The sequence below is a fragment of the Rhodanobacter sp. Soil772 genome, from assembly GCF_001428385.1.
Taxonomy (GTDB): Bacteria; Pseudomonadota; Gammaproteobacteria; order Xanthomonadales; family Rhodanobacteraceae; genus Rhodanobacter.
Map to the genome: position 1 here is coordinate 726274 of NZ_LMSK01000001.1, position 21235 is coordinate 747508.

Here is a 21235-nt window from a genome sequence, read left to right on the forward strand (position 1 = left end):
GGAAATCAGTGACTTGCGCGCGAAAGGGAAGGCCGGCAATTTGCCGGCTTTCTCACATTCAAGCGACAATATATTGAAATGACTGACGAAATAACCGGAACTTCAAGTACATTCTCAACTGCCGACGTGCAGTACATGCAGCGTGCGCTGCAGCTGGCGGCGCACGCCCGCGACGCCGAGGGCGAGGTGCCAGTGGGGGCCGTGCTGGTGCAGGACGGCGAGATCGTCGGACTGGGCTGGAACCGCAACATCACCCTGCATGATCCAACCGCCCATGCCGAAATCATGGCCATGCGCGCGGCTGGCGAGAAACTGGCCAACCACCGCCTGTCCGGCGGCACGCTGTACGTCACGCTAGAGCCGTGTTCGATGTGCGCGATGGCGATGATCCATGCCCGCCTTGGCCGCGTGGTCTACGCCGCCGCCGACCCCAAGACCGGCGCCGCCGGCAGCGTGTTCGACACCCTGGTCGATGCCCGCCACAACCACCGCATCGACGTGGTCGGCGGCCTGCTCGCCGAGGAGTCTGCCGGCATGTTGCGCGAGTTCTTCCGCGCCCGACGCTGAGCGGTCAGCCGCCGTCGACCGTGGCCAGGGATCCGCCGGCAGGCGCACTGGCATCGCTGCCGAGCAGTTGCAACCGCAGCCCCCACGGCGACACGAAATCAAGCACCATGCGTCCGGCCAGCGGACCGGACGTCAGCCGGTGCGGCGATCCGCTGACGTTGACGCCCATATGCCGCAGCCATTCGCTGGCGTGCTGCACATCGTCCGAAACGAACTGCAGCGGCCGCTCGGCCCGACCCGATGCGGGGGAAGGGGAGATGCCGCGGTTGTCAAACAGCTCGATGACCGAGCCAGCATCGCAGGACAGCAGGCGAGACGCCGGTACGTCGTCCGATGAGGCCTCGGCCACCGCGGATTCCGGACCAATCAGACGGCAATCCAGAACATCCTGGAAAAACGCCACAGCCTGTTCCAGGTCCGGCACACCGACACTGACGTAGCCGCCACCGTACAGCGTGGCCGCGCGAGCGCTCGATGGCGCGATCGCGGCCAGGTTGAAAGCGAAAAGCAGCAGCGCGAATAGTGATTTGCCCATGGTCCGGCACCCGCTCGAATAGGCGATGAGCGGCTACATGGGCATCGGCCATCCCCGGCAAAACCCCTGACTGATGGCCAGTAAGTTTCCATGGGTGAACAATCAGCCACGGCCGGCACTGTTCCCATACGGAAACGGAGCGATCGCCCGAATGCTGTTTATCTGCGGCTTCACAGCCCCGATCCTGTTATCACGCAAACAGACCGGCATGCGTTGCGTGACCCAGGCTGGTCGGTCCGGTCAATCCCATTCACCATCCGCCGTCGAGGGCTACCAGAATGAAACGCCATCTCCACAGCTTGCTGCAACACTCGCGTAGCCGGTTCAAAGGCACCCGCGCCGCACATCGGGCCACGGCGCCTCGCAACATGGCCGCCAGTGCCAGCCTGCAGCCGCAAGACGGCTACGACTGGCTGCGGCAGATCAAGCAGGTGCAGAGGGTGGGCCGCACAGCGGGACGTTGAATGCAAATCTACGGGGCGCTACGCCTTCACCGACCTGGCGCTTTATTTGACCATAACGACGCGTTATCACACATCGGGTCCAATTGAGGACCCACAACAAGCCGGTAAGTCACTGATTCTGTAGTAAAAATACCGATGGGTTTGGTAATTTTACATAATATACATTATGCGAAATTATAGAAGCTCATGAACAAAACCAAACACCACCCCGTACGCCGCTGGTACGTCTCCCCCGCGGACTTTCTTGAATTGCGCCACAGTTGCGCCTTGAGCCGCAAGGCCTGCGCTGCGTACCTCGGAGTTTCGCCGCATACAGTGCGGCATTGGGAAACCGGCCGCCACCGCGTGCCATGGTCCGCCGTACGGCTGCTGCGCCTGTTGTGTTGTGGCGACCTAGGTGCATTGTCCGATGAATGGGCCGGCTGGACGATCAATCGCCTTGGTCTGCATGCACCCGCCGGGCGGACCTACCGCGAACGTGACATGCGGGTCTGGTGGCAAACCTGCGAGCAGGCCCGCCTGTTCCGCGAGGCGTACGACCGCAAAACGCTTTGAACCGCCCGCTTCTTTCCCCTTGCGCTGCTCATCGTATGCCGGGCTTGATTTGGGCGCGGCGACAGCCATCTTCATCCAGACTGAAACGAACCGAAGGAGGCCCGACATGTCCCGCTACACCAGGAACCCCGATGTGTTGTCGCGCCTCAGCCCTGAGCAGTATCGGGTAACCCAGCAGAGCGGCACGGAACGCCCCGGAACCGGCGAATACTTGCACAACAAGCAGCCGGGCATCTATGTCGACGTCGTGTCGGGTGAGCCGCTGTTCGCCTCGTCCGACAAATTCGAATCGGGCTGCGGCTGGCCGAGCTTCACCAAGCCGATCGAGCCAGCCCACGTCAACGAACGGCGCGACGCCACGCACGGCATGATTCGCACCGAAGTACGCTCGGTGCACGGCGACAGCCACCTCGGCCACGTTTTTCCCGATGGCCCGGCCGATCGCGGCGGATTGCGCTACTGCATCAACTCGGCCTCGTTGCGCTTCGTCCATCGCAACGACATGGAAGCCGAGGGCTACGGCGCCTATCTGGACCAGGTGGAGAACGTGCGATGACGACCGAACGCGCCGTCCTGGCTGGCGGCTGCTTCTGGGGCATGCAGGACCTGATCCGCCGCCAGGACGGCGTTGTCTCGACCCGGGTCGGCTACAGCGGCGGCGACGTGCCGAATGCAACTTATCGCAACCACGGCAGCCATGCCGAGGCGATCGAGATCGTGTTCGATCCTGCGCGGATCAGCTACCGCACGCTGCTGGAATTCTTCTTCCAGATCCACGACCCGTCCACGTTGAATCGCCAGGGCAACGACCGCGGCAGTTCGTATCGTTCGGCAATCTTCTACGCGTCGGAGGAGCAGAAGCGAATCGCGGAGGACACCCTCGCCGACGTGGACGCCTCGGGCCTGTGGCCGGGCAAGGTGGTGACCGAGATGGCGCCTGCCGGCGATTTCTGGGAGGCCGAGCCCGAGCACCAGGATTACCTCGAACACTACCCCGACGGTTACACCTGCCACTTCATCCGGCCTGACTGGAAATTGCCCCGTCGCCACACCGCAGGCTGATGGCAGCAAGCCAGCGCAGGAAGGCTCAGCGGCCGAAGATGATTTCCTTGCCTTCGTGGTCGCGATCCCAGCCGCGCAACTGGTCGCGGATGTGGGCGATGCGCTGGCGCCCGAGCGCGTTGCGCTCTTCATCGAGCACCTGACCGTCCAGCAATTCGGCCAGACGCTGCGCCGTGGGCAGCATGGCGTCCCAGGCGTCCAGCGCGGGCAACGGCGCCGGCAGGGTCATGAAGAAACTCACGCCGGGCGTGCGCAAGGCGTCCAGCCGGGCCAGGTCGAAATTGCCGGGTTTGAGCATGTTGGCGACGCTGAAGATCGGCCCCAGCTCGCGCTTGCCGTCGACCAGGCGGTGGTAGATGCCCATGTCGCCGAATTCCAGACCGGCCTTCTCGGTAGCCACGACCAGGTCCGGGCCATGGAAACGCCCTCCGTCGCGGGCCACCACGAACAACGTGACGATGCGCTCCACCGGCAACTGGGGCGGACGCCGGCCTAGATCGGAACGCTGCGGCGCACTGGCTGCCGTTGCGGCCGCTGGCGCAGGAGTTTCCTCCGCGACAGGTGAGACGTCTTGCGGCGCTGGCTCGCTGGAGCTGGGTGCGCGCAAGGCATCGATGATCGAGGCGACATGATCGGCCAGCTTGGGCTGCTGCCTGGGCTTGGCCTTGGGCGCGATCGGCATGGAAGTCTTGGCGCGTTCGCCGGACAACGTGGCACCCAGCCGTTCGAGCTCCTCGCGCAGGCCGATCTCGAGTTCGCCCTGCTGCGGCTGCGCGCCCCCCATGAACGGATCACCCGCGACCGGTTCGTCACCCGGCTCGCCCAGGGTCGGTTCGCGACGCTCGCCCGCGTGCTGGTCCGACACGACCCGGCGCCTGCCCTGCTCCTTCTTGGGCTGACCGAACAGCCAGATCAGCGCCAATACGATCACGCCGACGATCAGCAGCGGAATGCCGACGGCAGGATTCCAGGCAAGGGCAAGCACGGGTTGCAGCGTCATCATGGGGTCCTCAGGCAGCTCCTGCCAGTTTAGCCGCTTCGGCCAGATCCACCTGCACCAGCCGCGACACGCCCGGCTCGCGCATGGTCACGCCGCACAGCTGGGTGGCCGCTTCCATGGTGGCCTTGTTGTGGCTGATGAAGATGAACTGCACCTTTTCGCTCATCTCGCGCACCATGCTGGAGAAACGTCCCACGTTCGCTTCGTCCAGCGGCGCGTCCACCTCGTCGAGCAGGCAGAACGGCGCAGGATTGAGGCTGAAGATCGCGAACACCAGTGCCACTGCGGTCAGCGCCTTCTCGCCGCCGGACAGCAAGGTGATGTTGGACACGCGCTTGCCCGGCGGCCGCGCCATGATCGACACGCCGGTGTTGAGCAGGTCGTCGCCGGTCAGTTCCAGATAGGCATGACCACCGCCGAACAGGCGCGGGAACAGTTCCTGCACGCCGGCGTTGACCTTGTCGAAGGTTTCCTTGAAGCGCTGGCGGGTCTCGCGGTCGATCTTCTTGATCGCGCCTTCCAATGTTTCCATCGCACTGACCAGGTCGGCCAACTGGTTGTCCAGGTAGGTCTTGCGCTCGCTCTGCTCGGCATGTTCCTGGATCGCGGCCAGGTTCACTGGCTCGATCCGTGCGATCTTCTGGCCAATGTCGCTGAGCTGCTGACGCCACTGGTTGGCGTCGATGTCGTCGGCCAGTTCGGCCAGCAGAGTTTCCAGTTCGAGGCCGGAGGCGGCGATCGCCTCGGCCAGCTGTTCGGCGCGCAGCTGCAGCGCCTGGGCGGCGAGACGCTTCTCGGACAGGCCCTCGCGCAAGCTGGCCAGCCCCTGCTCCGCCAGATGCCGCTGCTGTTCGAGCTTGCGAAATTCGACGTCGCAATCTTCCAGTGCGCGGCGTGCCTCGACCAGTTGCTTGTCGACCAGCAGGCGCTGATCCAGGTACGCCTGACGCTCGGCTTCGAGTTCGGCGATCGGGTCGGAGCCGGCGGCGAGCTGTTCGGTGATTTCGTTGCGACGCGCCTCGATCTGGCGCAGCTGGGCGTCCATGCGACCGAGCGCCTGTTCCAGCGAGCTCAGCGAAGAGCGCTTCGACTCCAGCGCCAAGGCCAGCGAATGCGATTGCTCGGCGGCCTCGCGCGCATTCATGCGCGCCTCTTCGCGCGCTTCGAGCAGCGTGCGGCGCTCGTTCTCCAGCTCGCGGCGCTGATCTTCCTGGTCGCCCATCAGGCCGACCGACTCGTCCAAACGGGCACGCGCCTCGCGGGTCTGGTTCTGCAGTTCGTCGATCTGCGTGGCCAGATCGGCCAGCTCGCCGGTGACCTTCTCGGCGCGGGCGCGGGCGGTTTCCAGCTTGCCGCGATGGCTTTGCAGCTGGCCGGCCAGTTCGGATTGGCGGCGATGCGCGTTGTACAGCTCGCGCTGCGCGTCGTCGCGCGCGCGCTCGGCCTCGAACTTGCTGGTACGCAGCGCGTCGAGCCGCTCGCTGGCGTCCTCCAGCTGCGCCTCCAGCATGGCGATCTGCTCGATCAGCAGGCGCAGCTCGCGCTCGCGCGCCAGCACGCCGACCTGGCTGCCCTGCGCGCGGCGCACGCGCGCCCAGCCCGGCCCCAGCCATTCGCCGCTGCGGGTGATCACCGACTGGTACGGCGCCAGTGCCGACAGCGCGGCCACGCGTTGATGCGCTTCGTCCAGCGACTCGGCGGTGAGCACATGACCGAGGATCGCCAGCGCCGCGGCCGGCCCGCGCACATGGGCAGCCAGCGTGCCGGCGGTGTTGGCGCCGCCGTCGGCGGCATCGAGCAGCGCCACGTCGGCGTTTTCGAGTGCGTTGAATTCGGCGGCGAGTGCATGCGAACCATCCACCAGCACGCTGTCGAGGAAGCCACTCAGCGCGGTTTCCACCGCGGTTTCCCAGCCGGCTTCGACCTGCAGCGATTCACCGAGACGGCGCGAGCGGTCCAGCCCCAGCCGGGCCAGCCAGCTGCTGGCGGCGCTTTCTTCCTGACCCAGCGCGGCGTGCTGCAGTGCTTCCAGCGAGGCGTGCCGGCCGCGCGCCGCCTGCAGCTGCTGGCGTGCCTCGTTCAGCGTCGACTGCACCTGACGTTCTTCTTCCAGCACCTTCGCGTGACTGGACTTGTGCTGGTCGAGCAGGCCGCCCAGGGTTTCCACGCGTTCGCGCTGGGTGTCATGTTCGTCGATCAACTGCTGGCCGGTGGCATCCAGCGCGGCCACGTCGGTGGCCTTCTGCTCGGTTTCCAGCGCCTCGCGCCGGCGCGACAGGTCGATCGCCTGGCGGTCGAGATAATTGAGCTTGGTGCGTTCCACCTCGGCCGCGCGGTTGGATTCGCCGGCATTGCGGGTGTGGCTGTCCCAACGTTGTTGCCAGTCGGCCAGCTTCGCCTCGGTGCTGCGCTGGGCTTCGCCGGTGTCGTCCTGCAACTGCTGCAGGGCTTCGAGTTTCGGTTCGCCCTCGGCCAAGGCCAGGCGCAGCGCCTCGCCCTGTTCGCGGTCGGTGGCGATGTGCTCGGCCAGTTCGGCATGCTCGCGCTCGGCGTCGCCGTGGGCGCGCTGCAGGCGATCGGCGGTTTCCTTGTTGTAGCGAACCTGCTGCTCGACCCGGGCGATCTCGGCGCCGACCTTGTACACCTCGGCCTGCACGGCATTCAGGTGTTCGCTGGCGTCGGTGTGGTGTTCGCGCACGCTTTCCAGCTGTGCCTCGATCTGGCGCTGGTCGGCGAGCTGTTTCTCGATCTCGATTTCGGCAGCGGACAGGCCGGCACCTTCGCCATCGTGCTGGCTTTTCAGGCCACGGTATTCGAGCGCGCGCAACTCGGCTTCCTTGCGCGTCTGCTCTTCCTTCAGCGCTTTCCAGCGCTCGGCCGCGCGGGCCTGGCGGTTCAGGTGTTCGAGCTGTTTGTCGACCTCGTCGCGCACGTCGCGCACGCGGTCGAGGTTTTCGCGGGTGGCCTTGATGCGGCTCTCGGTTTCCTTGCGGCGCTCCTTGTACTTGGAGATGCCGGCAGCCTCCTCCAGGTGCGTGCGCAGTTCTTCCGGGTGCGCCTCGATGATCTGGCTGATCATGCCCTGCTCGATGATCGAGTAGCTGCGCGGCCCCAGGCCGGTGCCGAGAAACAGGTCGGTGATGTCGCGCCGGCGGCAGCGTGCGCCGTTGAGGAAGTAGGCGGACTGGCCGTCGCGGGTGACCTGACGCTTCACCGAGATCTCCGCGTACTGGCCGTACTCGCCCTGGATGGAACCGTCAGCGTTGTCGAAGATCAGCTCGACCGTGGCCTGCCCCACCGGCTTGCGCGTGTTGGAACCGGAGAAGATCACGTCGGTCAGCGAATCGCCGCGCAGGCGGCTGGCCGCGCTCTCGCCCATCACCCAGCGGATCGCGTCGATGATGTTGGATTTGCCGCAACCGTTCGGGCCGACGACGCCGATCATGTTGCTCGGCAGGTGCAGGGTGGTCGGGTCCACGAAGGACTTGAAACCGGCGAGTTTGATCGTGGTCAGGCGCATGCGGTCATCAATGGGTCATCGGGTAACGCCCACAGAGCCGGGCGACGGGTCACTGTGCCAAACGCGGGGCGGAGCTGCAATGCGCGTCGACATGAGGTAGCACTTCAATAATAGTAACTATCTAATTGTTATTATTTATCTTTTGCATCAATCGACAAGGCATGGATGCCACGATCCATCAATCCGTCCAGCGCCGCATAGATCATCCGATGGCGCTTGATCGGCAACTGACCGGCGAAAGCGGCGCTGACGATGCGCACGTGGTAGTGCCCTTTGCCCTCCCCCGCATGACCGGCGTGCTTGTGGCCTTCGTCCAGCACGTCCAGTTCGGCCGGCGCGAATGCGGCTTGCAGGCGTTCGCGGATCTGCGCAATGACGGGCTGCCCCGCGGTCACGGCAGCACTTTGCGGAACGGCTTGACCGTGGTCTCGCGGTAGACGCCGGCGGCGACATACGGGTCGGCCTTGGCCCAACTTTCCGCCTCGGCCAGCGAGGGGAACTCCGCCACGATCAGGCTGCCGCTGAAACCGGCCGGGCCCGGATCTTCCGCGTCGATCGCAGGGAACGGACCGGCCAGCAACATGCGGCCTTCGTTCTGCAACTGCTGCAGGCGGGCCAGATGGGCCGGGCGCGCGGACTTGCGCGCTTCCAGCGAGTCGGGGTTATCGGTGCCGATGATCGCGTACCACATAGAAATTCCCTGCGAGGCAATCCGTGATTTTAACCGACTGTGTCATCGGTCATGTGATCATTCTGCTTGAAATGCTCATGGACATTCCCATTTGTATGGTTCATCACCGATGATCCGAGGGGAGAGTAATGGCTATCTGGTCGATGTTTGTCGAGGGGATTTCCGCTTTGCTGGCGCAACTGGCACAAATGCTTGATGGCAGCTTCGGGTTGGCCATTATCGCGTTGGCGATGTTCGTACGTCTCATGTTGTTGCCGATGACGCTGAAGGTCGCCGAACAGGGGTGGCATCGACAACGGCAGATGGCCGCACTGAAACCAAAACTGGAACGCCTGCGTGAACGTCATGCCAAGGATCCAGCAGCCTATGCCAGCGCAACACAGGCGCTATACCGCGAGCATGGCGTGACTGCTGGTTTAGGCAGCAGCTTGCGCGTCGCCGTCGTGCAGGCACCCATCGGTGCCGGTATATATGCAGCGATCCGGCAAAGTGTGGCAGGTGCCGGGGCGTTCCTGTGGATACCCAAGCTGGCCCGACCGGACCTGTGGCTGGCCGTGATTGTCGCTGCACTGAGCCTTGCGGCGATGTTGCTCAATCCGGCGATGCCGGAACAGACACGAACCCTGCTACAGCTTCTGCCGGTAGTGATCTCGTTCGTCTTGGTGTGGCACCTTGCTGCAGGGCTCGGCCTGTATTGGGCCGGCTCGACCAGCGTGAACCTGTTGCAGATCCTGTTGCTACGGCGACGTATCCGTCGCATGCCATCCTGAAAGCACAAAGGCCTGCATCATATACAGGCCTTTGTTTCCACATCTGCCGGATTCAGGCTTCGGGACGCATATAGGGGAACAGCAGCACGTCGCGAATCGAGGCCGAACCGGTCAGCAGCATCACCAGCCGGTCGATGCCGATGCCGAGGCCGCCGGTGGGCGGCAAGCCCACTTCCAGCGCGCGGATGTAATCGGCGTCGAAGTGCATCGCCTCGTCATCGCCGGCATCCTTGGCGTCGACCTGGGCCTGGAAGCGCGCGGCCTGGTCTTCCGGGTCGTTCAACTCGGAAAAACCATTCGCCAGTTCCTTGCCGTTGACGAACAGCTCGAAGCGGTCGGTGATGCCCTTGTCGGTATCGCTCTCGCGCGCCAGCGGCGACACCTCGACCGGGTGGTCGGTGATGAAGGTGGGCTGGATCAGGGTGTGTTCGACGGTGTGCTCGAAAATTTCCAGCAGCAGCTTGCCCCAACCGTAGCCGGGCTTGACCTGTGCGCCGAGACGCTTCGCGTGCGCGGCCATCGCCTCGCGATCGCGCAGTTCCTCGCGTTTGATCCCCGGGTTGTGTTCCAGCACCGCGTCTTCCATGCGCCAGCGGCGGAACGCCGGGCCGACGTCGATCGCGGCGCCGTCCCATTCCAGCTGCGTGGTGCCCAGCACGGCCTGCGCGGTATCGCGGATCACCGCCTCGGTGAGATCCATGATCTCGTGATAGGTGGCGTAGGCCTGGTACAACTCCAGCATGGTGAACTCGGGGTTGTGCCGGGTCGACACGCCCTCGTTGCGGAAGTTGCGGTTGATCTCGTAGACGCGGTCGAAGCCGCCGACGACCAGACGTTTGAGGTAAAGCTCTGGCGCCACGCGCAGGTACAGGTCCAGATCCAGCGCGTTGTGATGGGTGATGAACGGCTTGGCCGTGGCGCCGCCGGGGATGATGTGCATCATCGGCGTCTCCACTTCCATGAAGCGGCGCGTGGGCGCTTCCAGCCACTGGCGCATGGTGCCGATGATCTTCGAGCGCAGCATGAAGGTGCGCCGCGCTTCCTCGGTGACGATCAGGTCGACGTAGCGCTGGCGATAACGCTGCTCCACGTCGGCCAGGCCGTGGAACTTGTCCGGCAGCGGGCGCAGGCTCTTGGTCAGCAGACGTAGGTTGTCGACCCGGACGGAAAGCTCGCCGGTCTTGGTGCGCATCAGCACGCCTTCGGCGCCCACGATGTCGCCCACGTCCCAGCCCTTGAACGCCTCGTAGGTCTCGCCGACGGTGCCCTGGTGGATGAACAGCTGGATGCGCCCGCTGAAATCCTGCAGCTGCACGAAGCTGACCTTGCCCTGCACGCGCTTCAGCACGATGCGCCCGGCCATCTTCACCCGGCGCGCCGCGACCTCGACGACTTCGGCCGTGTGCACGTCCTTGTCGGCAAACTCGGCCTGCAAATCGCCGGCGAAGCTGTCGACCTTGAAGTCGTTCGGAAACGCGATGCCCTGCCCTCGCAGCGCCTTCAGTTTCTCGCGGCGCTCGGCGATCAGCCGATTGTCGTCGGGCTTGTTCTCGTCGATGGGGAGGGTGTCGGTCGTTTCACTCATGGGGATTCCATTGCTGCCTGCGCTCGCGCCGGTCGGCGGGCGCCTCTTTGTCTGTCATCTGATTGCCAGACTGATGTGTACCAGTGTCTCGCCGCGACGGCATCGCGCGTCAATCGTCCTTGCCGAACACCTGCTTGACCGCATGCTTCGTCGCATCCCAGCCTTCGCGCGCACCGTGGCCGACGGCGACGCCGGCTTTCTTCGCGCCGTGGCCGATGCCGGTGCCGGCCTCCTTGGCACCGTGGCCGACCTTCTTGGCGACGTGCTTGGTCGCGTGGCCGACATCACGGGCGCCGTCGGCAACGCCGTGGCCGACGGCCTTGGCATCCTGCTTGATGCCCTGGCCGGCGCTGCCTTGCTGCGACTGTGCTGCCGCGCCGAACGCAGCCAGCGCGGCAGAGGCGATCAGGATTGCACAGATCTTCTTGCTGTTCATGCGGGCCACCTCGTCAGTGAGCGGAGCGAAAGGAATCGGGCGTCACGCATCGACGCGTTTGGAACCGGCCTCGAGGCCGGATTTCAGGCTCGCCTCGATGAACTCGTCGAGATCTCCGTCCAGCACCTTCTGGGTGTCCGAACGCTCGATGCCGGTGCGCAGATCCTTGATGCGGCTCTGGTCCAGCACGTAGTTGCGGATCTGGCTGCCCCAGCCGATATCCGACTTGGTCGCTTCCAGCGCGTCGCGCTCGACGTTGCGCTTCTGCACTTCCAGCTCGTACAACTTCGCCGCCAGCATCTTCATCGCGGTGGCGCGGTTGGCGTGCTGGCTGCGACCGGTCTGGCAGGCCACCACGGTGTTGGTTGGGATGTGGGTGATGCGCACTGCCGATTCGGTCTTGTTGACGTGCTGGCCGCCCGCGCCGGAGGAACGGTAGACGTCGGTACGCAGGTCGGCCGGGTTGATGTCGATGTCGATGTCGTCATCAACTTCCGGTGACACGAACACCGAGGTGAAGCTGGTATGCCGGCGGTTGTCCGAATCGAATGGCGACTTGCGCACCAACCGGTGCACGCCGATCTCGGTCTTCAGCCAGCCGTAGGCGTAATCGCCCTCGACGCGGAACGTGGCTGACTTGATGCCGGCCACGTCGCCGCCGCTGACTTCCATCAACTCGGTCTTCCAGCCGCGCGATTCGCACCAGTGCAGGTACATGCGCAACAGCATTTCGGCCCAGTCCTGCGCCTCGGTGCCGCCGGCACCGGCCTGGATGTCGACGAACGCGTTCATCGCGTCCATCTTGCCGGAGAACATGCGCTGGAATTCCAGCTTGCTCACCTGCGCATCGAGCTTGGCCAGGTCGTCGACCACCGAATGGGCGGTCTCGTCGTCGCCATCGGCGATCGCCATCTCCAGCAGGTCGCCGGCATCGGTGAGGCCGGCGGTCAGCGTGTCGATGCCGTGGACGATGGTATGCAGGCGGGCGCGTTCGCGGCCCAGTTCCTGCGCACGGGCCGGATCGTCCCACACGGTGGGGCTTTCCAGTTCGCGGGTTACTTCTTCCAGACGTTCGCTTTTTGTAGCGTAGTCAAAGGTACCCCCTAAGCGACTCGACGCGCCCACGGATGTCGGCGATCTGCGCAAGGATGGGATTGGTCTCGATCATGGTGATGTCAGCGCTGGATGCAAGCTGCCTAGAATAACAGACGCTCCCGCACGGACGCTGACCGTTGCAAGGGAACTTCGGGATCGTGGGGCGGGCACTGCCCGCCAGCTTCTGGTACGTGCGGCGGCGGGCAGGGCCCGCTCTACGGGGTGCGAATGGTCGCGCCGCCGTTCAGGCCAGCGCCTGCTGATGCACCCCCTTGACCGCCCGCCCGGACGGATCGGCCGCGTTCGCAAACGCCGGATCCCACGCCAGCGCCGCCGGCGATGAACAGGCGATCGACTTGCCGCCGGGCACCGTCGCCGCGCAGGCCTCGCCCGGGAAGTGCCGTTCGAAGATGCGCCGGTAGAAGTACGCCTCCTTGGTTGCCGGCGTGTTGAACGGGTAGCGCGCCGCGGCCGCAGCGAACTCGCGGTCGCTGACCGCCTGCTCCGCGTGCGCCTTCAGCCCGTCGATCCAGCCGTAGCCGACGCCGTCGCTGAACTGCTCCTTCTGCCGCCACAGGATCGCATCCGGCAGCGCGCCGTCGAACGCCTCGCGCAGCACCGCCTTCTCGATGCGCCCCTGCCCCGCCATCTTGTACTTCGCATCCAGGCCCATCGCCACGTCGATGAACTCCAGGTCGAGGAACGGCACACGCGCCTCCACGCCCCACGCCATCATCGCCTTGTTCGCGCGCAGGCAGTCGTAGCTGTGCAGCGCGTCGAGCTTGCGCACGGTCTCCTCGTGGAAGGCCTCGGCCGACGGTGCCTTGTGGAAGTACAGGTAGCCGCCGAAGATCTCGTCCGAACCCTCGCCCGACAGCACCATCTTCACGCCCATCGCCTTGATCCGCCGCGCCAGCAGGTACATCGGCGTGGCGGCACGGATGGTGGTGACGTCGTAGGTTTCGATATGCCGGATCACCTCGGGCAGCGCGTCCAGGCCCTCCCAGAACGTGTAGACGAAGCCGTGATGCACGGTGCCCAGCGCGTCGGCGGCGACCTGCGCCGCGGCCAGGTCGGGCGAGCCGTCCAGCCCGATCGCGAACGAATGCAGCCGCGGCCACCACGCCTCGCTGCGGTCGTCGTCCTCGACCCGCTCGCGCGCGAACTGCGCGGCGCAGGCGGCGACCAGCGACGAATCCAGCCCACCGGAAAGCAATACGCCATACGGCACGTCGGTCATCAGCTGGCGATGCACGGCCTGCTCGAACGCCTTGCGCAAGGCCGGTGCAGCCACGTCATGGCCGCGCGTGGCGGCGTAGTCGCGCCATGGTCTGGCGTAGTAGCTGCGCAGCTCGCCGCTGGCGCTGTCGTAGACATGGCCCGGCGGGAACGCCGCCACGTCGGCGCACACGCCGACCAGCGCCTTCATCTCCGACGCCACGCACAGGCGGCCTTGCGCATCGTGGCCCCAGTACAGCGGGCAGACGCCGATCGGGTCGCGCGCGATCAGGTAACGCTGCGCCTCGCCGTCCCACAATGCGAACGCGAAGATGCCGTTGAGCTTGTCCACGAAATCGCCGCCGTGCTCGCGGTACAGCGCGTTGATCACCTCGCAATCCGAGCCGGTGGTGAAGTCGTAGTCGCTGGCCACACGCAGTTCGCGGTGGTTGTAGATCTCGCCGTTCACCGCCAGCGCCAATGCGCCGTCGCGCGAACGCAGCGGCTGCGCGCCCGAGGCCGGGTCGACGATGGCCAGGCGCTCGTGCACCAGGATCACCCCGGCGTCGACGAACACCCCGCTCCAGTCCGGCCCGCGGTGGCGCTGGCGCTGCGACAGTTCCAGCGCCTGCCGGCGCAGCGCCGCCAGGTCGTCACCCGGCTGCAGGTCGAATATTCCGAAAATCGAACACATGTTGAAAGTTCCTCGGTTGAGACCCAAAACGAAAGAGGCCCGCACTAGGCGGGCCTCTTTCGCGTATTCAATGGAAACTTGCTGCTACGCGCGGGCCCGCCAACGGTTGGCGTTATTGTTCGCGCGATTATTGTTGTTGCCGGCCAGCACGAAGCCCCGCGCGGAAAGCGCGGTGAGGTTCAGGCAGCTGGCGGCGACGGGATGCATGAGCCGACTTGAACAGATCGACCTGGCCTTGGCAAGTGCCGCGAACACCCCGTCGGGCGCATCAGCTGTCGTCCGGGGCCGTGATCCAGCGGGTGGCTTCCTCGATTTCCGCGCCGTGGAACAGGCGGAACTGGGCCGGGATGGCGAAACTGAAGGCGACCGCCGTGCCGCGCAGCCAGTGCACGTCGGTGACCAGCGCGACACGATCCCAACCGCTGAGATGGCGCATGCCCAGCTTGGCGTCGTCCCACACCGCGCCGGGGTCGAAGCCGGTGAAGTCGTCGGCCGTGACGTACAGCAGGCGCAACTTGCGGTTGAGCGCGAACGCCGCCTCGACATCCGGCACGATGATGTTCTTGTAATCTTCCGCCGTCACGTGGCCATGGGCACGGAAACCCAGCGTACCGGGCGGCAGTCCTTCGATCAGTGCGATCACGGGCGTTCTCCATGAGCGAGGTGGACGCCAGTCTGGATCAGGTCACGTGAAAAACACGCAAGTGGAATCAGCCCGGTTCGATATGCCGCAATAGCAAGCGTGGCGCCTCGCGACCCTGCCAGTCGTTGATGGCCAGCTCGTAGGCCGCGCGCAGCCGCGCCGGCGGCGGCTGGCCGTGATAGGCGTTGAACATCACCGCGTCATGCAGCGCACCATCGCGCGGGTCGCGCAGTTGCAGGCGCAGATGGCGCTCGCCCATCAGCTTCCAGCCGGCGCACTCGAAAAGGTTGTCGAACAGCGGCTCGGGGAACGCCTGTCCCCACGGTCCGGCCCCGCGCAGCTGGCGGGCCAGCGCCAGCGTGGCGGCGCCGGGCGGCAACTCGCCATCGGTGTACAGCACGGCCTGCAGGCGTTCGGCGTCGATCAGCTCGCGCGCGACCGCGTCGAAGGCGGTGGCGAAGCGCGCATAGTCGCTGGTCTTCAAGCTCAGCCCCGCAGCCATCGCGTGGCCGCCGAAACGCTCGATCAGGCCGGGCTGGCGCGCGTCGATCGCGGCCAGCGCATCGCGGATGTGGAAGCCGGGAATCGAGCGCGCCGAGCCGCGCAGATGTTCGGTGTCGTCTTCGCCGGCGGGGGCAAACGCGATCACCGGGCGGTGCAGCCGCTCCTTCAGTTTCGAGGCGACCAGGCCGACCACGCCGGCGTGCCACGACGGCTCATACAACGCCACGCCGACCGCGTCGATGTGGCCCAGGCCGGCGGCCATCACTTCGGCCTCGGCCACCATCGACGCCTGCAGGTCGCGGCGCTCGCGGTTGATCGCGTCGAGTTGCTCGGCGTAGCGGCGCGCCTGCGCCACGTCGTCGCTAAGCAGGCATTCCACGCCCAAGCGCATGTCTTCCAGCCGCCCCGCCGCATTCAGCCGCGGCCCGACGGCGAAACCGAGGTCGCTGGAACACAGCGTCGCCACACTGCGTTTGCCGACCTCGACCAGCGCCGTGATGCCGGCGCAGGCACGGCCGCTGCGCATGCGCTGCAGGCCAGCCTCGACCAGCACGCGATTGTTGAAATCCAGCGGCACCAGGTCGGCCACCGTGCCCAAAGCGACCAGGTCGAGCAACGACGACAGATCCGGCTTCGTTTCGCCAAATGCACCCTCTTCGTACATCCGCGCACGCAAGGCCAGCAGCAGGTAGAACATCACGCCCACGCCGGCCAGCATCTTGCTCGGGAACGGGTCGCCGGCCAGGTTCGGATTGACCATCGCATCGCAGGCCGGCAACTGCTCGCCGGGCAGGTGGTGGTCGGTGACGATCACCCGGATGCCGCGCGCCTTCGCCGCGGCCACGCCGGCGATGCTGGCCACGCCGTTGTCGACGGTGACGATCAGCTGCGGCGTCGGCTGCAGCGACGCGACAAAAGCCGGACTCAGGCCGTAGCCGTGCGCGAAGCGGTTCGGGATGGCGTAGCCGACCCGCTTCGCACCAAGCAGGCGCAGCCCGCGCACGGCCACGGCGGTGCCGGTGGCGCCGTCGCAGTCGTAGTCGCCGGCGATCAGGATCGACCAATCGTCGCGAATCGCCTCGACCAGCAGCTCGACCGCCTGCGCCATGCCGCCCAGCAACTGCGGCGACAGCATCCGCGCCAGCCGGTGTTCGACCTGGCCCGGTTCCAGCACGCCGCGCGCAGCGTAAATCTGTTGCAGCACCGGATGCACCGAGTCCGGCCAGCCGTGCGGCACGCCCTTGCTTTCGCGCCGGCGCAGTTGCAGCACGCTCAACGCCCCGCCCCGCGCCAGAAGCGCCAGCGGTGCCACGGCTGGTGCCGCCAGCGTTCGCCGCTGGCGAAGTGCAGCACGACGGATTGGCGGCCAAGCAGCGGCAACAACGTCGGCCACCAGCGCGAGGCGACCTCGTGCGCCGGCAGATCCTGCAGGTCGATCAGCCAGCCCGCCGCGCTGGCGACGATGGCATCGGCCGTGCGCGACTGTTGGGCGACACCAGCGCGTGCGGCCAGCGCGCGCAGCAGCAGATCGTCGCTGACTACGCCCGGCACGTTGCCGGGCAACGCATCCGGCAGGCGACCGCCACCCCACAGCCACAGGCTGTTGACCGGTGACTGCCCACGCGCCTGCCGCCGGGCATTCAGCGGATGCTGGTGCAGCAGCACCTGGACGTCGTTGAGCAAGACCCGCCAGCGGCGCCCTTCCGGGCCCTGCGGCAGATGCTGCGCCAGGTCCTCGCCCAGTGCCTGCTCGGGCGCGGCGAAACCGGGCAACGATGTGTCGCCCGGCAGGCGCAGGTGCCAGTGATCCGGGGTGGAAATCTCCAGTTGCATGCCGGCCTCGTCGAACACGGGTCGCAGTGGTTCGGCCAATGCCTGCGCCTCGTCCATGCCCAGCTGCATCTGGCCACAGGCGAGCAGGCGCACGCCGTTCATGTCGGGCTGCACCCAGGCCGGATCGGCCGACAGCCAGGTGCCATCCGCCGCATCGCCGGCGATAAACTCGCGGGTGATCGCCGCCGCGGGTACGCCCGCGTCGACGCCGGGGAAGTGATCGCCGAGGCCGCCCAGGTAGCCGACGCCGCCATCCGGCAAACGATCGGCACGGGGCAGCCATTCGCGCAGCGGATGGGTTGGCTCGAAATGCGCCAGCGCGGGCAGCCACAGTTGCAACGATTGCTCCGGCGTCGGCATGTCTAGGCCTCCAGTTGTTCGACCAGGGCCAGCCACTCGGTTTCCAGCGCTTCCTTCTCGCGGCGCAGTTCGGTCTGGCGCTGGCTTAGCCGCATCATCTCGCTGGTCGGGCCGTTGTAGGTGGCGGGGTCGGCCAGCTGCGTCTCCAGCGTGGCCAGTTCGGTGTCGATCATGGCGGTGCGGGTCTCGACCTTCTTCACCCGCTGGCGCGCGGACTTCTCGTTCTCGCGCTGGGCGGCCGCCTGGCGGCGACGTTCCTCGGGCGTGGTTTCCGGCACTACCTTGACCACCACCGGCTTGGCCGCCGCGCCGGTCTTCGCCGCCTTCTTGCTGGCGGCGCCGCGCGTTTTCAGCCAGCGCGCGTAGTCGTCCAGGTCGCCGTCGAAGCTTTCCACCACGCCGTCGGCGACGCGCCAGAAGCTGTCGCAGACCATGCCGAGCAAGTGGCGGTCGTGCGAGACCAGCACCAGCGCGCCGTCGAAGTCGGCCAGCGCATCGGCCAGCGCCTCGCGCATGTCCAGGTCGAGATGGTTGGTCGGCTCGTCGAGCAGCAGCAGGTTCGGCTTGTCCCACGCGATCAGCGCCAGCGCCAGACGCGCACGCTCGCCGCCGGAGAAACCATCGACCGACTCGAACGCGCGGTCGCCGGCGAAATTCCAGGTGCCCAGGAAATCGCGCATCACCTGGTTGGCCACGCCGGGCGCCTTGTCCTGCAGATGGTCGAGCGGGCTGGCGCCTTCGCGCAGGCTTTCCACCGTGTGCTGGGCGAAGTAGCCGATCTTCAGGTCTTTGTGACCTTTGCGCTCGCCGCTGAACGGTTCGAGTTCGCCAACCAGGGTCTTGACCAAGGTGGATTTGCCAGCGCCGTTCGGGCCGAGCAGGCCGATCCGTTCGCCGGCCTCGATGCTGAAGCGCACGTCGGCGAGCACGATGTTCGCCACTTCGTCCGCATGCGTGGACGGATCGGCCAGGTAACCGGCGGTGATGTCCTCCAGTTGCAACATCGAATCGGGCAGTCGCCCGGGCACGGGGAACTGGAAGCTGAAGGGCCGCTCGGCGCGCACCGCCTCGGTGCCGGCCAGCTTCTCCAGCCGCTTCATCCGCGACTGCGCCTGCTTGGCCTTGCTAGCCTTGGCCTTGAAGCGATCGACGAAAGACTGCAGGTGCGCCCGCTCGGCCTGTTCGCGTTCGTGCGAAATCTGCTGCTGGCGCAACTGCTCGGCGCGCAGGCGTTCGAACGCACTGTAGTTGCCGGTATAGAGCTTGGCCTTGCCGTCGTTGAGGTGCAGCGTGTGGGTGATCACGCCGTCGAGGAATTCGCGGTCGTGCGAGATGATCAGCAAGGTGCCCTGGTAGCGGCGCAGCCACTCTTCCAGCCACAGCACGGCGTCGAGGTCGAGATGGTTGGTCGGTTCATCCAGCAGCAGCAGGTCGGACGGACACATCAGCGCACGCGCCAGGTTCAGCCGTCCGCGCCAGCCGCCGGAGAATTCCTTCACCGCGCGCTCGTGCGTTTCCGGCGGGAAACCCAGGCCGTGCAGCAACCGTCCGGCGCGGGCGCGGCCGTCGTAGCCGTTCAGTTCCTCGATGCGGTGATGCGCTTTCGCCATCGCCTCCATGTCGCCGCGATCGCCGGCGTCGGCCTCGTCGCGCATGGCGGCGGCCAGTTCCTCGTCACCGCCCAGCACGTAGTCGATCGCCGCGTCCGGCAGCGCCGGGGTTTCCTGTGATACCGAGGCCAGCCGCAGCTTGGCCGGCATATCGAGATCGCCAGCATCGCTCTCCAGGCTGCCCTGCAAAGCCGCGAACAGGCTGGATTTACCGCAGCCGTTGCGACCGATCACGCCCAGCCGCCAACCGCTCTGAATCACCAGGTCGATGTCGGAAAGCAGCAGCCGGCTACCGCGGCGCAAGGCGAAATGTCGAAAGGAAATCATGCAAAACCTGGGTCGGAACTGGGCAGGCAATCGCCCGCAGCCGCCCATGATAGCGGCGATGGCGCTATTCTCGACGAACCGGCCGATGCTGCCGTGCCATGACGAATGCCGAACCCATCGCAATCGGCGGCCATCGGCATGGCGCAGCACAAGCGGTTCTGCTACAACGACGCCGCATACAGCCTTATATGGAGAGGGGAGCCATGGTCAAGTTCACGAGCAGTTTGCCGATCGTCATCATGCTGGCCGCTGCCGCCGGCCTGGCCGCGCCTCAGCTGGCCAACGCGGCGCAAGCGCGGACGGAGCACGGCGACAGCCTGCTGATCCACCGTGTGCAGCAGGAAAAGGGCATGAACCTGCCCCAGCGCGGGCTGAGCATGACCCAGGTCGAAAAGACCTGGGGCGCGCCGCAGCGCAAGCTCTCGCCGCGCGGCGGCGATACCAAGAAGCACCCGCAGATCAACCGCTGGGAGTACCCGGAGTTCATCGTGTATTTCGAGCACAGCCACGTGATCCACGCGGTGCTGAACACGCCGGCCGGCAACAACACCGATCCGGCGGCCGTCAACTGAGCTGACTTCCCACCGACGCGGCCCGTGGCGACACGGGCCGCGTCTTCGTGTGCGCAGCCTTCGCGTCGTACAATTTACGGCCCTCACCCCGACGAGACAGCCAGCATGACCGACCACTCCTTGCGCCTGCCGGCGGAATGGGAACCGCAGGCCGCCGTGCTGATCGCCTGGCCGCATGCCGGTACCGACTGGGCCGAACGCCTGGCCGCGGTGGAAACCACCTACGTGGCACTGGCCACGGCGGTGACACGGTTCCAGCGGCTGATCATCGTGGTGGCCGATGCCGCGCTGAACGCCCATGCGCAATCGCAACTGCGTGACGCCGGCGTGGATCTCGCGAAGATCCGCTTCGTCGAACTGCCGTACGACGACACCTGGCTGCGCGACTCCGGCCCGATCACCCTGATGGGCGGCGCAAAAGGCTTCCAGCTCACTGACTTCCGCTTCACCGGCTGGGGTGGCAAGTTCGGTGCCGAGCAGGACGATGCGCTGGTCGCCGGTCTGGTCGACGCCGGCGTGTTCGGCCAGGCCGCGCACAAGCGCATCGACTGGGCTCTGGAAGGCGGCGGCATCGAAAGCGACGGCGAAGGCAGCGTGCTTACCACCTGGCGCTGCCTGGTGCAGCGGCATCCGGAACAGTCGCGCGAGGAGATGAGCGCGATCCTGCGCGACAGCCTGCACGCCGAGCGCGTGCTGTGGCTGGACTACGGCTACCTCGAAGGCGACGACACCGACGCGCACATCGACACCCTCGCCCGCTTCGCCCCGGGTGAGCGCATCGTGTTCCAGGCTTGCGACGCTCCCGGCGACCCGCACTACGACGAACTGCAGCGGATGGCTGCCGAGCTGGCCGCGCTGCGCACGGTCGATGGCAACCCCTATCAGTTGCACCCGCTGCCATGGGCCAAACCCATTCTCGACGAAGGCCGCCGGCTTGCCGCGTCCTATGCGAACTACCTGATCGTCAACGGCGCCGTGCTGGTACCCGCCTACGGCGACAAGGCTGACGACGAAGCCGCGCGCATCATCGGCAGTGCGCACCCGGGCCGCGATGTGGTGCAGGTGCCGTGTCGCCCGCTGATCTGGCAGAACGGCAGCCTGCACTGCATCACCATGCAGTTGCCCGCCGGGCTGGCCTGAGCCGCATCGGCTAAACTGTACGGTCTACGCCTGGCGACACGCCGAGGATTCACG

The 21235-nt window shown here is 66.2% G+C and carries 20 protein-coding genes; 7 read left to right on the forward strand and 13 right to left on the reverse strand.

The annotated features are described in order from the left end of the window. Positions 1 to 78 precede the first annotated feature (78 nt). Entirely contained in the window at positions 79 to 567 is a 489-nt protein-coding gene (tadA, locus tag ASG75_RS03505) for a tRNA adenosine(34) deaminase TadA (protein WP_056385751.1), read from the forward strand. Positions 568 to 571: 4 nt separating this feature from the next. Here tadA and ASG75_RS03510 read toward each other — a convergent pair whose 3' ends face one another. Beyond that, the gene (locus ASG75_RS03510) at positions 572 to 1102 is read right to left on the reverse strand and encodes a VOC family protein (RefSeq protein ID WP_056385753.1); all 531 of its coding nucleotides are present in this window, start codon (positions 1100 to 1102) and stop codon (positions 572 to 574) included. Positions 1103 to 1752: 650 nt separating this feature from the next. On the opposite strand from ASG75_RS03510, the gene ASG75_RS15870 reads away from it, so the two are divergent. The 3 genes from ASG75_RS15870 (at position 1753) to msrA (ending at position 3183) form a co-directional block, all read left to right on the forward strand. Then, positions 1753 to 2121, forward strand: coding sequence for a helix-turn-helix domain-containing protein (locus ASG75_RS15870; protein WP_082547482.1), 369 nt, complete (start codon positions 1753 to 1755; stop codon positions 2119 to 2121). Between the two features lie 106 nt (positions 2122 to 2227). Further along, positions 2228 to 2677, forward strand: a complete 450-nt coding sequence (msrB, locus tag ASG75_RS03520; RefSeq protein ID WP_056385756.1) for a peptide-methionine (R)-S-oxide reductase MsrB — start codon at positions 2228 to 2230, stop codon at positions 2675 to 2677. Further along, positions 2674 to 3183 (forward strand): peptide-methionine (S)-S-oxide reductase MsrA, encoded by a 510-nt coding sequence (gene msrA / locus ASG75_RS03525; protein WP_056385758.1) that lies wholly within the window; start codon positions 2674 to 2676, stop codon positions 3181 to 3183. Before msrB ends, msrA begins: the two co-directional genes overlap by 4 nt. A 25-nt stretch (positions 3184 to 3208) precedes the next feature. Here the strand turns inward: msrA and zipA are convergent, their stop codons facing one another. The 4 genes from zipA to ASG75_RS03545 all read right to left on the reverse strand — a co-directional run bounded on the left by zipA (position 3209) and on the right by ASG75_RS03545 (position 8394). Further along, positions 3209 to 4183, reverse strand: a complete 975-nt coding sequence (gene zipA, locus ASG75_RS03530) for a cell division protein ZipA (RefSeq protein WP_056386991.1) — start codon at positions 4181 to 4183, stop codon at positions 3209 to 3211. Positions 4184 to 4193: 10 nt separating this feature from the next. Then, the gene (gene smc / locus ASG75_RS03535; RefSeq protein ID WP_056385760.1) at positions 4194 to 7703 is read right to left on the reverse strand and encodes a chromosome segregation protein SMC; all 3510 of its coding nucleotides are present in this window, start codon (positions 7701 to 7703) and stop codon (positions 4194 to 4196) included. 131 nt (positions 7704 to 7834) lie between these two features. After that, complete coding sequence (locus ASG75_RS03540) at positions 7835 to 8098, reverse strand: BolA family protein (RefSeq protein WP_056385762.1); 264 nt, start codon at positions 8096 to 8098, stop codon at positions 7835 to 7837. Then, the gene (locus ASG75_RS03545) at positions 8095 to 8394 is read right to left on the reverse strand and encodes a YciI family protein (protein WP_056385764.1); all 300 of its coding nucleotides are present in this window, start codon (positions 8392 to 8394) and stop codon (positions 8095 to 8097) included. The genes ASG75_RS03540 and ASG75_RS03545 overlap by 4 nt, the downstream gene beginning before the upstream one ends. Before the next feature lie 128 nt (positions 8395 to 8522). Here ASG75_RS03545 and yidC point away from each other — a divergent pair, with 128 nt between their 5' ends. Then, positions 8523 to 9164 (forward strand): membrane protein insertase YidC, encoded by a 642-nt coding sequence (gene yidC, locus ASG75_RS03550; protein ID WP_056385766.1) that lies wholly within the window; start codon positions 8523 to 8525, stop codon positions 9162 to 9164. 52 nt (positions 9165 to 9216) lie between these two features. Here the strand turns inward: yidC and lysS are convergent, their stop codons facing one another. From lysS to ASG75_RS03590, 8 genes are all read right to left on the reverse strand, one after another. Next, positions 9217 to 10749 carry a lysine--tRNA ligase gene (gene lysS / locus ASG75_RS03555; protein WP_056385768.1) on the reverse strand — a complete coding sequence of 511 codons (1533 nt, stop codon included), beginning with the start codon at positions 10747 to 10749 and terminating at the stop codon, positions 9217 to 9219. A gap of 109 nt (positions 10750 to 10858) precedes the next feature. Then, entirely contained in the window at positions 10859 to 11185 is a 327-nt protein-coding gene (locus ASG75_RS03560) for a hypothetical protein (RefSeq protein WP_056385770.1), read from the reverse strand. Positions 11186 to 11227: 42 nt separating this feature from the next. Beyond that, positions 11228 to 12353, reverse strand: a protein-coding gene (gene prfB, locus ASG75_RS03565) for a peptide chain release factor 2 (protein WP_157616887.1) whose coding sequence is annotated in 2 segments (ribosomal slippage) — positions 11228 to 12277 and positions 12279 to 12353 — 1125 coding nt in all. Because the reading frame shifts where the segments join, the coding sequence is not laid out codon by codon here. A gap of 171 nt (positions 12354 to 12524) precedes the next feature. Then, a complete protein-coding gene (gene asnB, locus ASG75_RS03570) occupies positions 12525 to 14192 on the reverse strand; it encodes an asparagine synthase B (RefSeq protein WP_056385771.1) in 1668 nt (555 codons plus the stop codon). Positions 14193 to 14460: 268 nt separating this feature from the next. Continuing rightward, the gene (locus ASG75_RS03575; protein ID WP_056385773.1) at positions 14461 to 14835 is read right to left on the reverse strand and encodes an STAS/SEC14 domain-containing protein; all 375 of its coding nucleotides are present in this window, start codon (positions 14833 to 14835) and stop codon (positions 14461 to 14463) included. A gap of 67 nt (positions 14836 to 14902) precedes the next feature. After that, the gene (gene recJ / locus ASG75_RS03580) at positions 14903 to 16615 is read right to left on the reverse strand and encodes a single-stranded-DNA-specific exonuclease RecJ (RefSeq protein WP_056386996.1); all 1713 of its coding nucleotides are present in this window, start codon (positions 16613 to 16615) and stop codon (positions 14903 to 14905) included. After that, positions 16612 to 17532 carry a hypothetical protein gene (locus tag ASG75_RS03585; protein WP_056385775.1) on the reverse strand — a complete coding sequence of 307 codons (921 nt, stop codon included), beginning with the start codon at positions 17530 to 17532 and terminating at the stop codon, positions 16612 to 16614. The genes recJ and ASG75_RS03585 overlap by 4 nt, the downstream gene beginning before the upstream one ends. Before the next feature lie 2 nt (positions 17533 to 17534). Further along, complete coding sequence (locus ASG75_RS03590; protein ID WP_056385777.1) at positions 17535 to 19469, reverse strand: ATP-binding cassette domain-containing protein; 1935 nt, start codon at positions 19467 to 19469, stop codon at positions 17535 to 17537. Between the two features lie 203 nt (positions 19470 to 19672). Between ASG75_RS03590 and ASG75_RS03595 the strand changes: the two genes are divergently transcribed. Beyond that, the gene (locus tag ASG75_RS03595; protein ID WP_056385779.1) at positions 19673 to 20041 is read left to right on the forward strand and encodes a hypothetical protein; all 369 of its coding nucleotides are present in this window, start codon (positions 19673 to 19675) and stop codon (positions 20039 to 20041) included. A gap of 105 nt (positions 20042 to 20146) precedes the next feature. After that, positions 20147 to 21181: an agmatine deiminase family protein gene (locus ASG75_RS03600; RefSeq protein WP_056385781.1), complete on the forward strand. Its 1035-nt coding sequence runs from the start codon at positions 20147 to 20149 to the stop codon at positions 21179 to 21181. The last annotated feature ends 54 nt before the right edge of the window (positions 21182 to 21235 follow it).

Excerpts from the sequence above, each read along its gene's own strand:
- ASG75_RS03590 (WP_056385777.1), bottom strand. The coding sequence starts at position 19,469 with ATGATTTCCTTTCGACATTTCGCCTTGCGCCGCGGTAGCCGGCTGCTG.
- tadA (WP_056385751.1), top strand. The coding sequence starts at position 79 with ATGACTGACGAAATAACCGGAACTTCAAGTACATTCTCAACTGCCGAC.
- zipA (WP_056386991.1), bottom strand. The coding sequence starts at position 4,183 with ATGACGCTGCAACCCGTGCTTGCCCTTGCCTGGAATCCTGCCGTCGGC.
- ASG75_RS03560 (WP_056385770.1), bottom strand. The coding sequence starts at position 11,185 with ATGAACAGCAAGAAGATCTGTGCAATCCTGATCGCCTCTGCCGCGCTG.
- ASG75_RS03600 (WP_056385781.1), top strand. The coding sequence starts at position 20,147 with ATGACCGACCACTCCTTGCGCCTGCCGGCGGAATGGGAACCGCAGGCC.
- ASG75_RS03545 (WP_056385764.1), bottom strand. The coding sequence starts at position 8,394 with ATGTGGTACGCGATCATCGGCACCGATAACCCCGACTCGCTGGAAGCG.
- lysS (WP_056385768.1), bottom strand. The coding sequence starts at position 10,749 with ATGAGTGAAACGACCGACACCCTCCCCATCGACGAGAACAAGCCCGAC.
- smc (WP_056385760.1), bottom strand. The coding sequence starts at position 7,703 with ATGCGCCTGACCACGATCAAACTCGCCGGTTTCAAGTCCTTCGTGGAC.
- msrA (WP_056385758.1), top strand. The coding sequence starts at position 2,674 with ATGACGACCGAACGCGCCGTCCTGGCTGGCGGCTGCTTCTGGGGCATG.
- ASG75_RS03510 (WP_056385753.1), bottom strand. The coding sequence starts at position 1,102 with ATGGGCAAATCACTATTCGCGCTGCTGCTTTTCGCTTTCAACCTGGCC.
- ASG75_RS15870 (WP_082547482.1), top strand. The coding sequence starts at position 1,753 with ATGAACAAAACCAAACACCACCCCGTACGCCGCTGGTACGTCTCCCCC.
- asnB (WP_056385771.1), bottom strand. The coding sequence starts at position 14,192 with ATGTGTTCGATTTTCGGAATATTCGACCTGCAGCCGGGTGACGACCTG.
- msrB (WP_056385756.1), top strand. The coding sequence starts at position 2,228 with ATGTCCCGCTACACCAGGAACCCCGATGTGTTGTCGCGCCTCAGCCCT.
- ASG75_RS03585 (WP_056385775.1), bottom strand. The coding sequence starts at position 17,532 with ATGCCGACGCCGGAGCAATCGTTGCAACTGTGGCTGCCCGCGCTGGCG.
- ASG75_RS03595 (WP_056385779.1), top strand. The coding sequence starts at position 19,673 with ATGGTCAAGTTCACGAGCAGTTTGCCGATCGTCATCATGCTGGCCGCT.
- yidC (WP_056385766.1), top strand. The coding sequence starts at position 8,523 with ATGGCTATCTGGTCGATGTTTGTCGAGGGGATTTCCGCTTTGCTGGCG.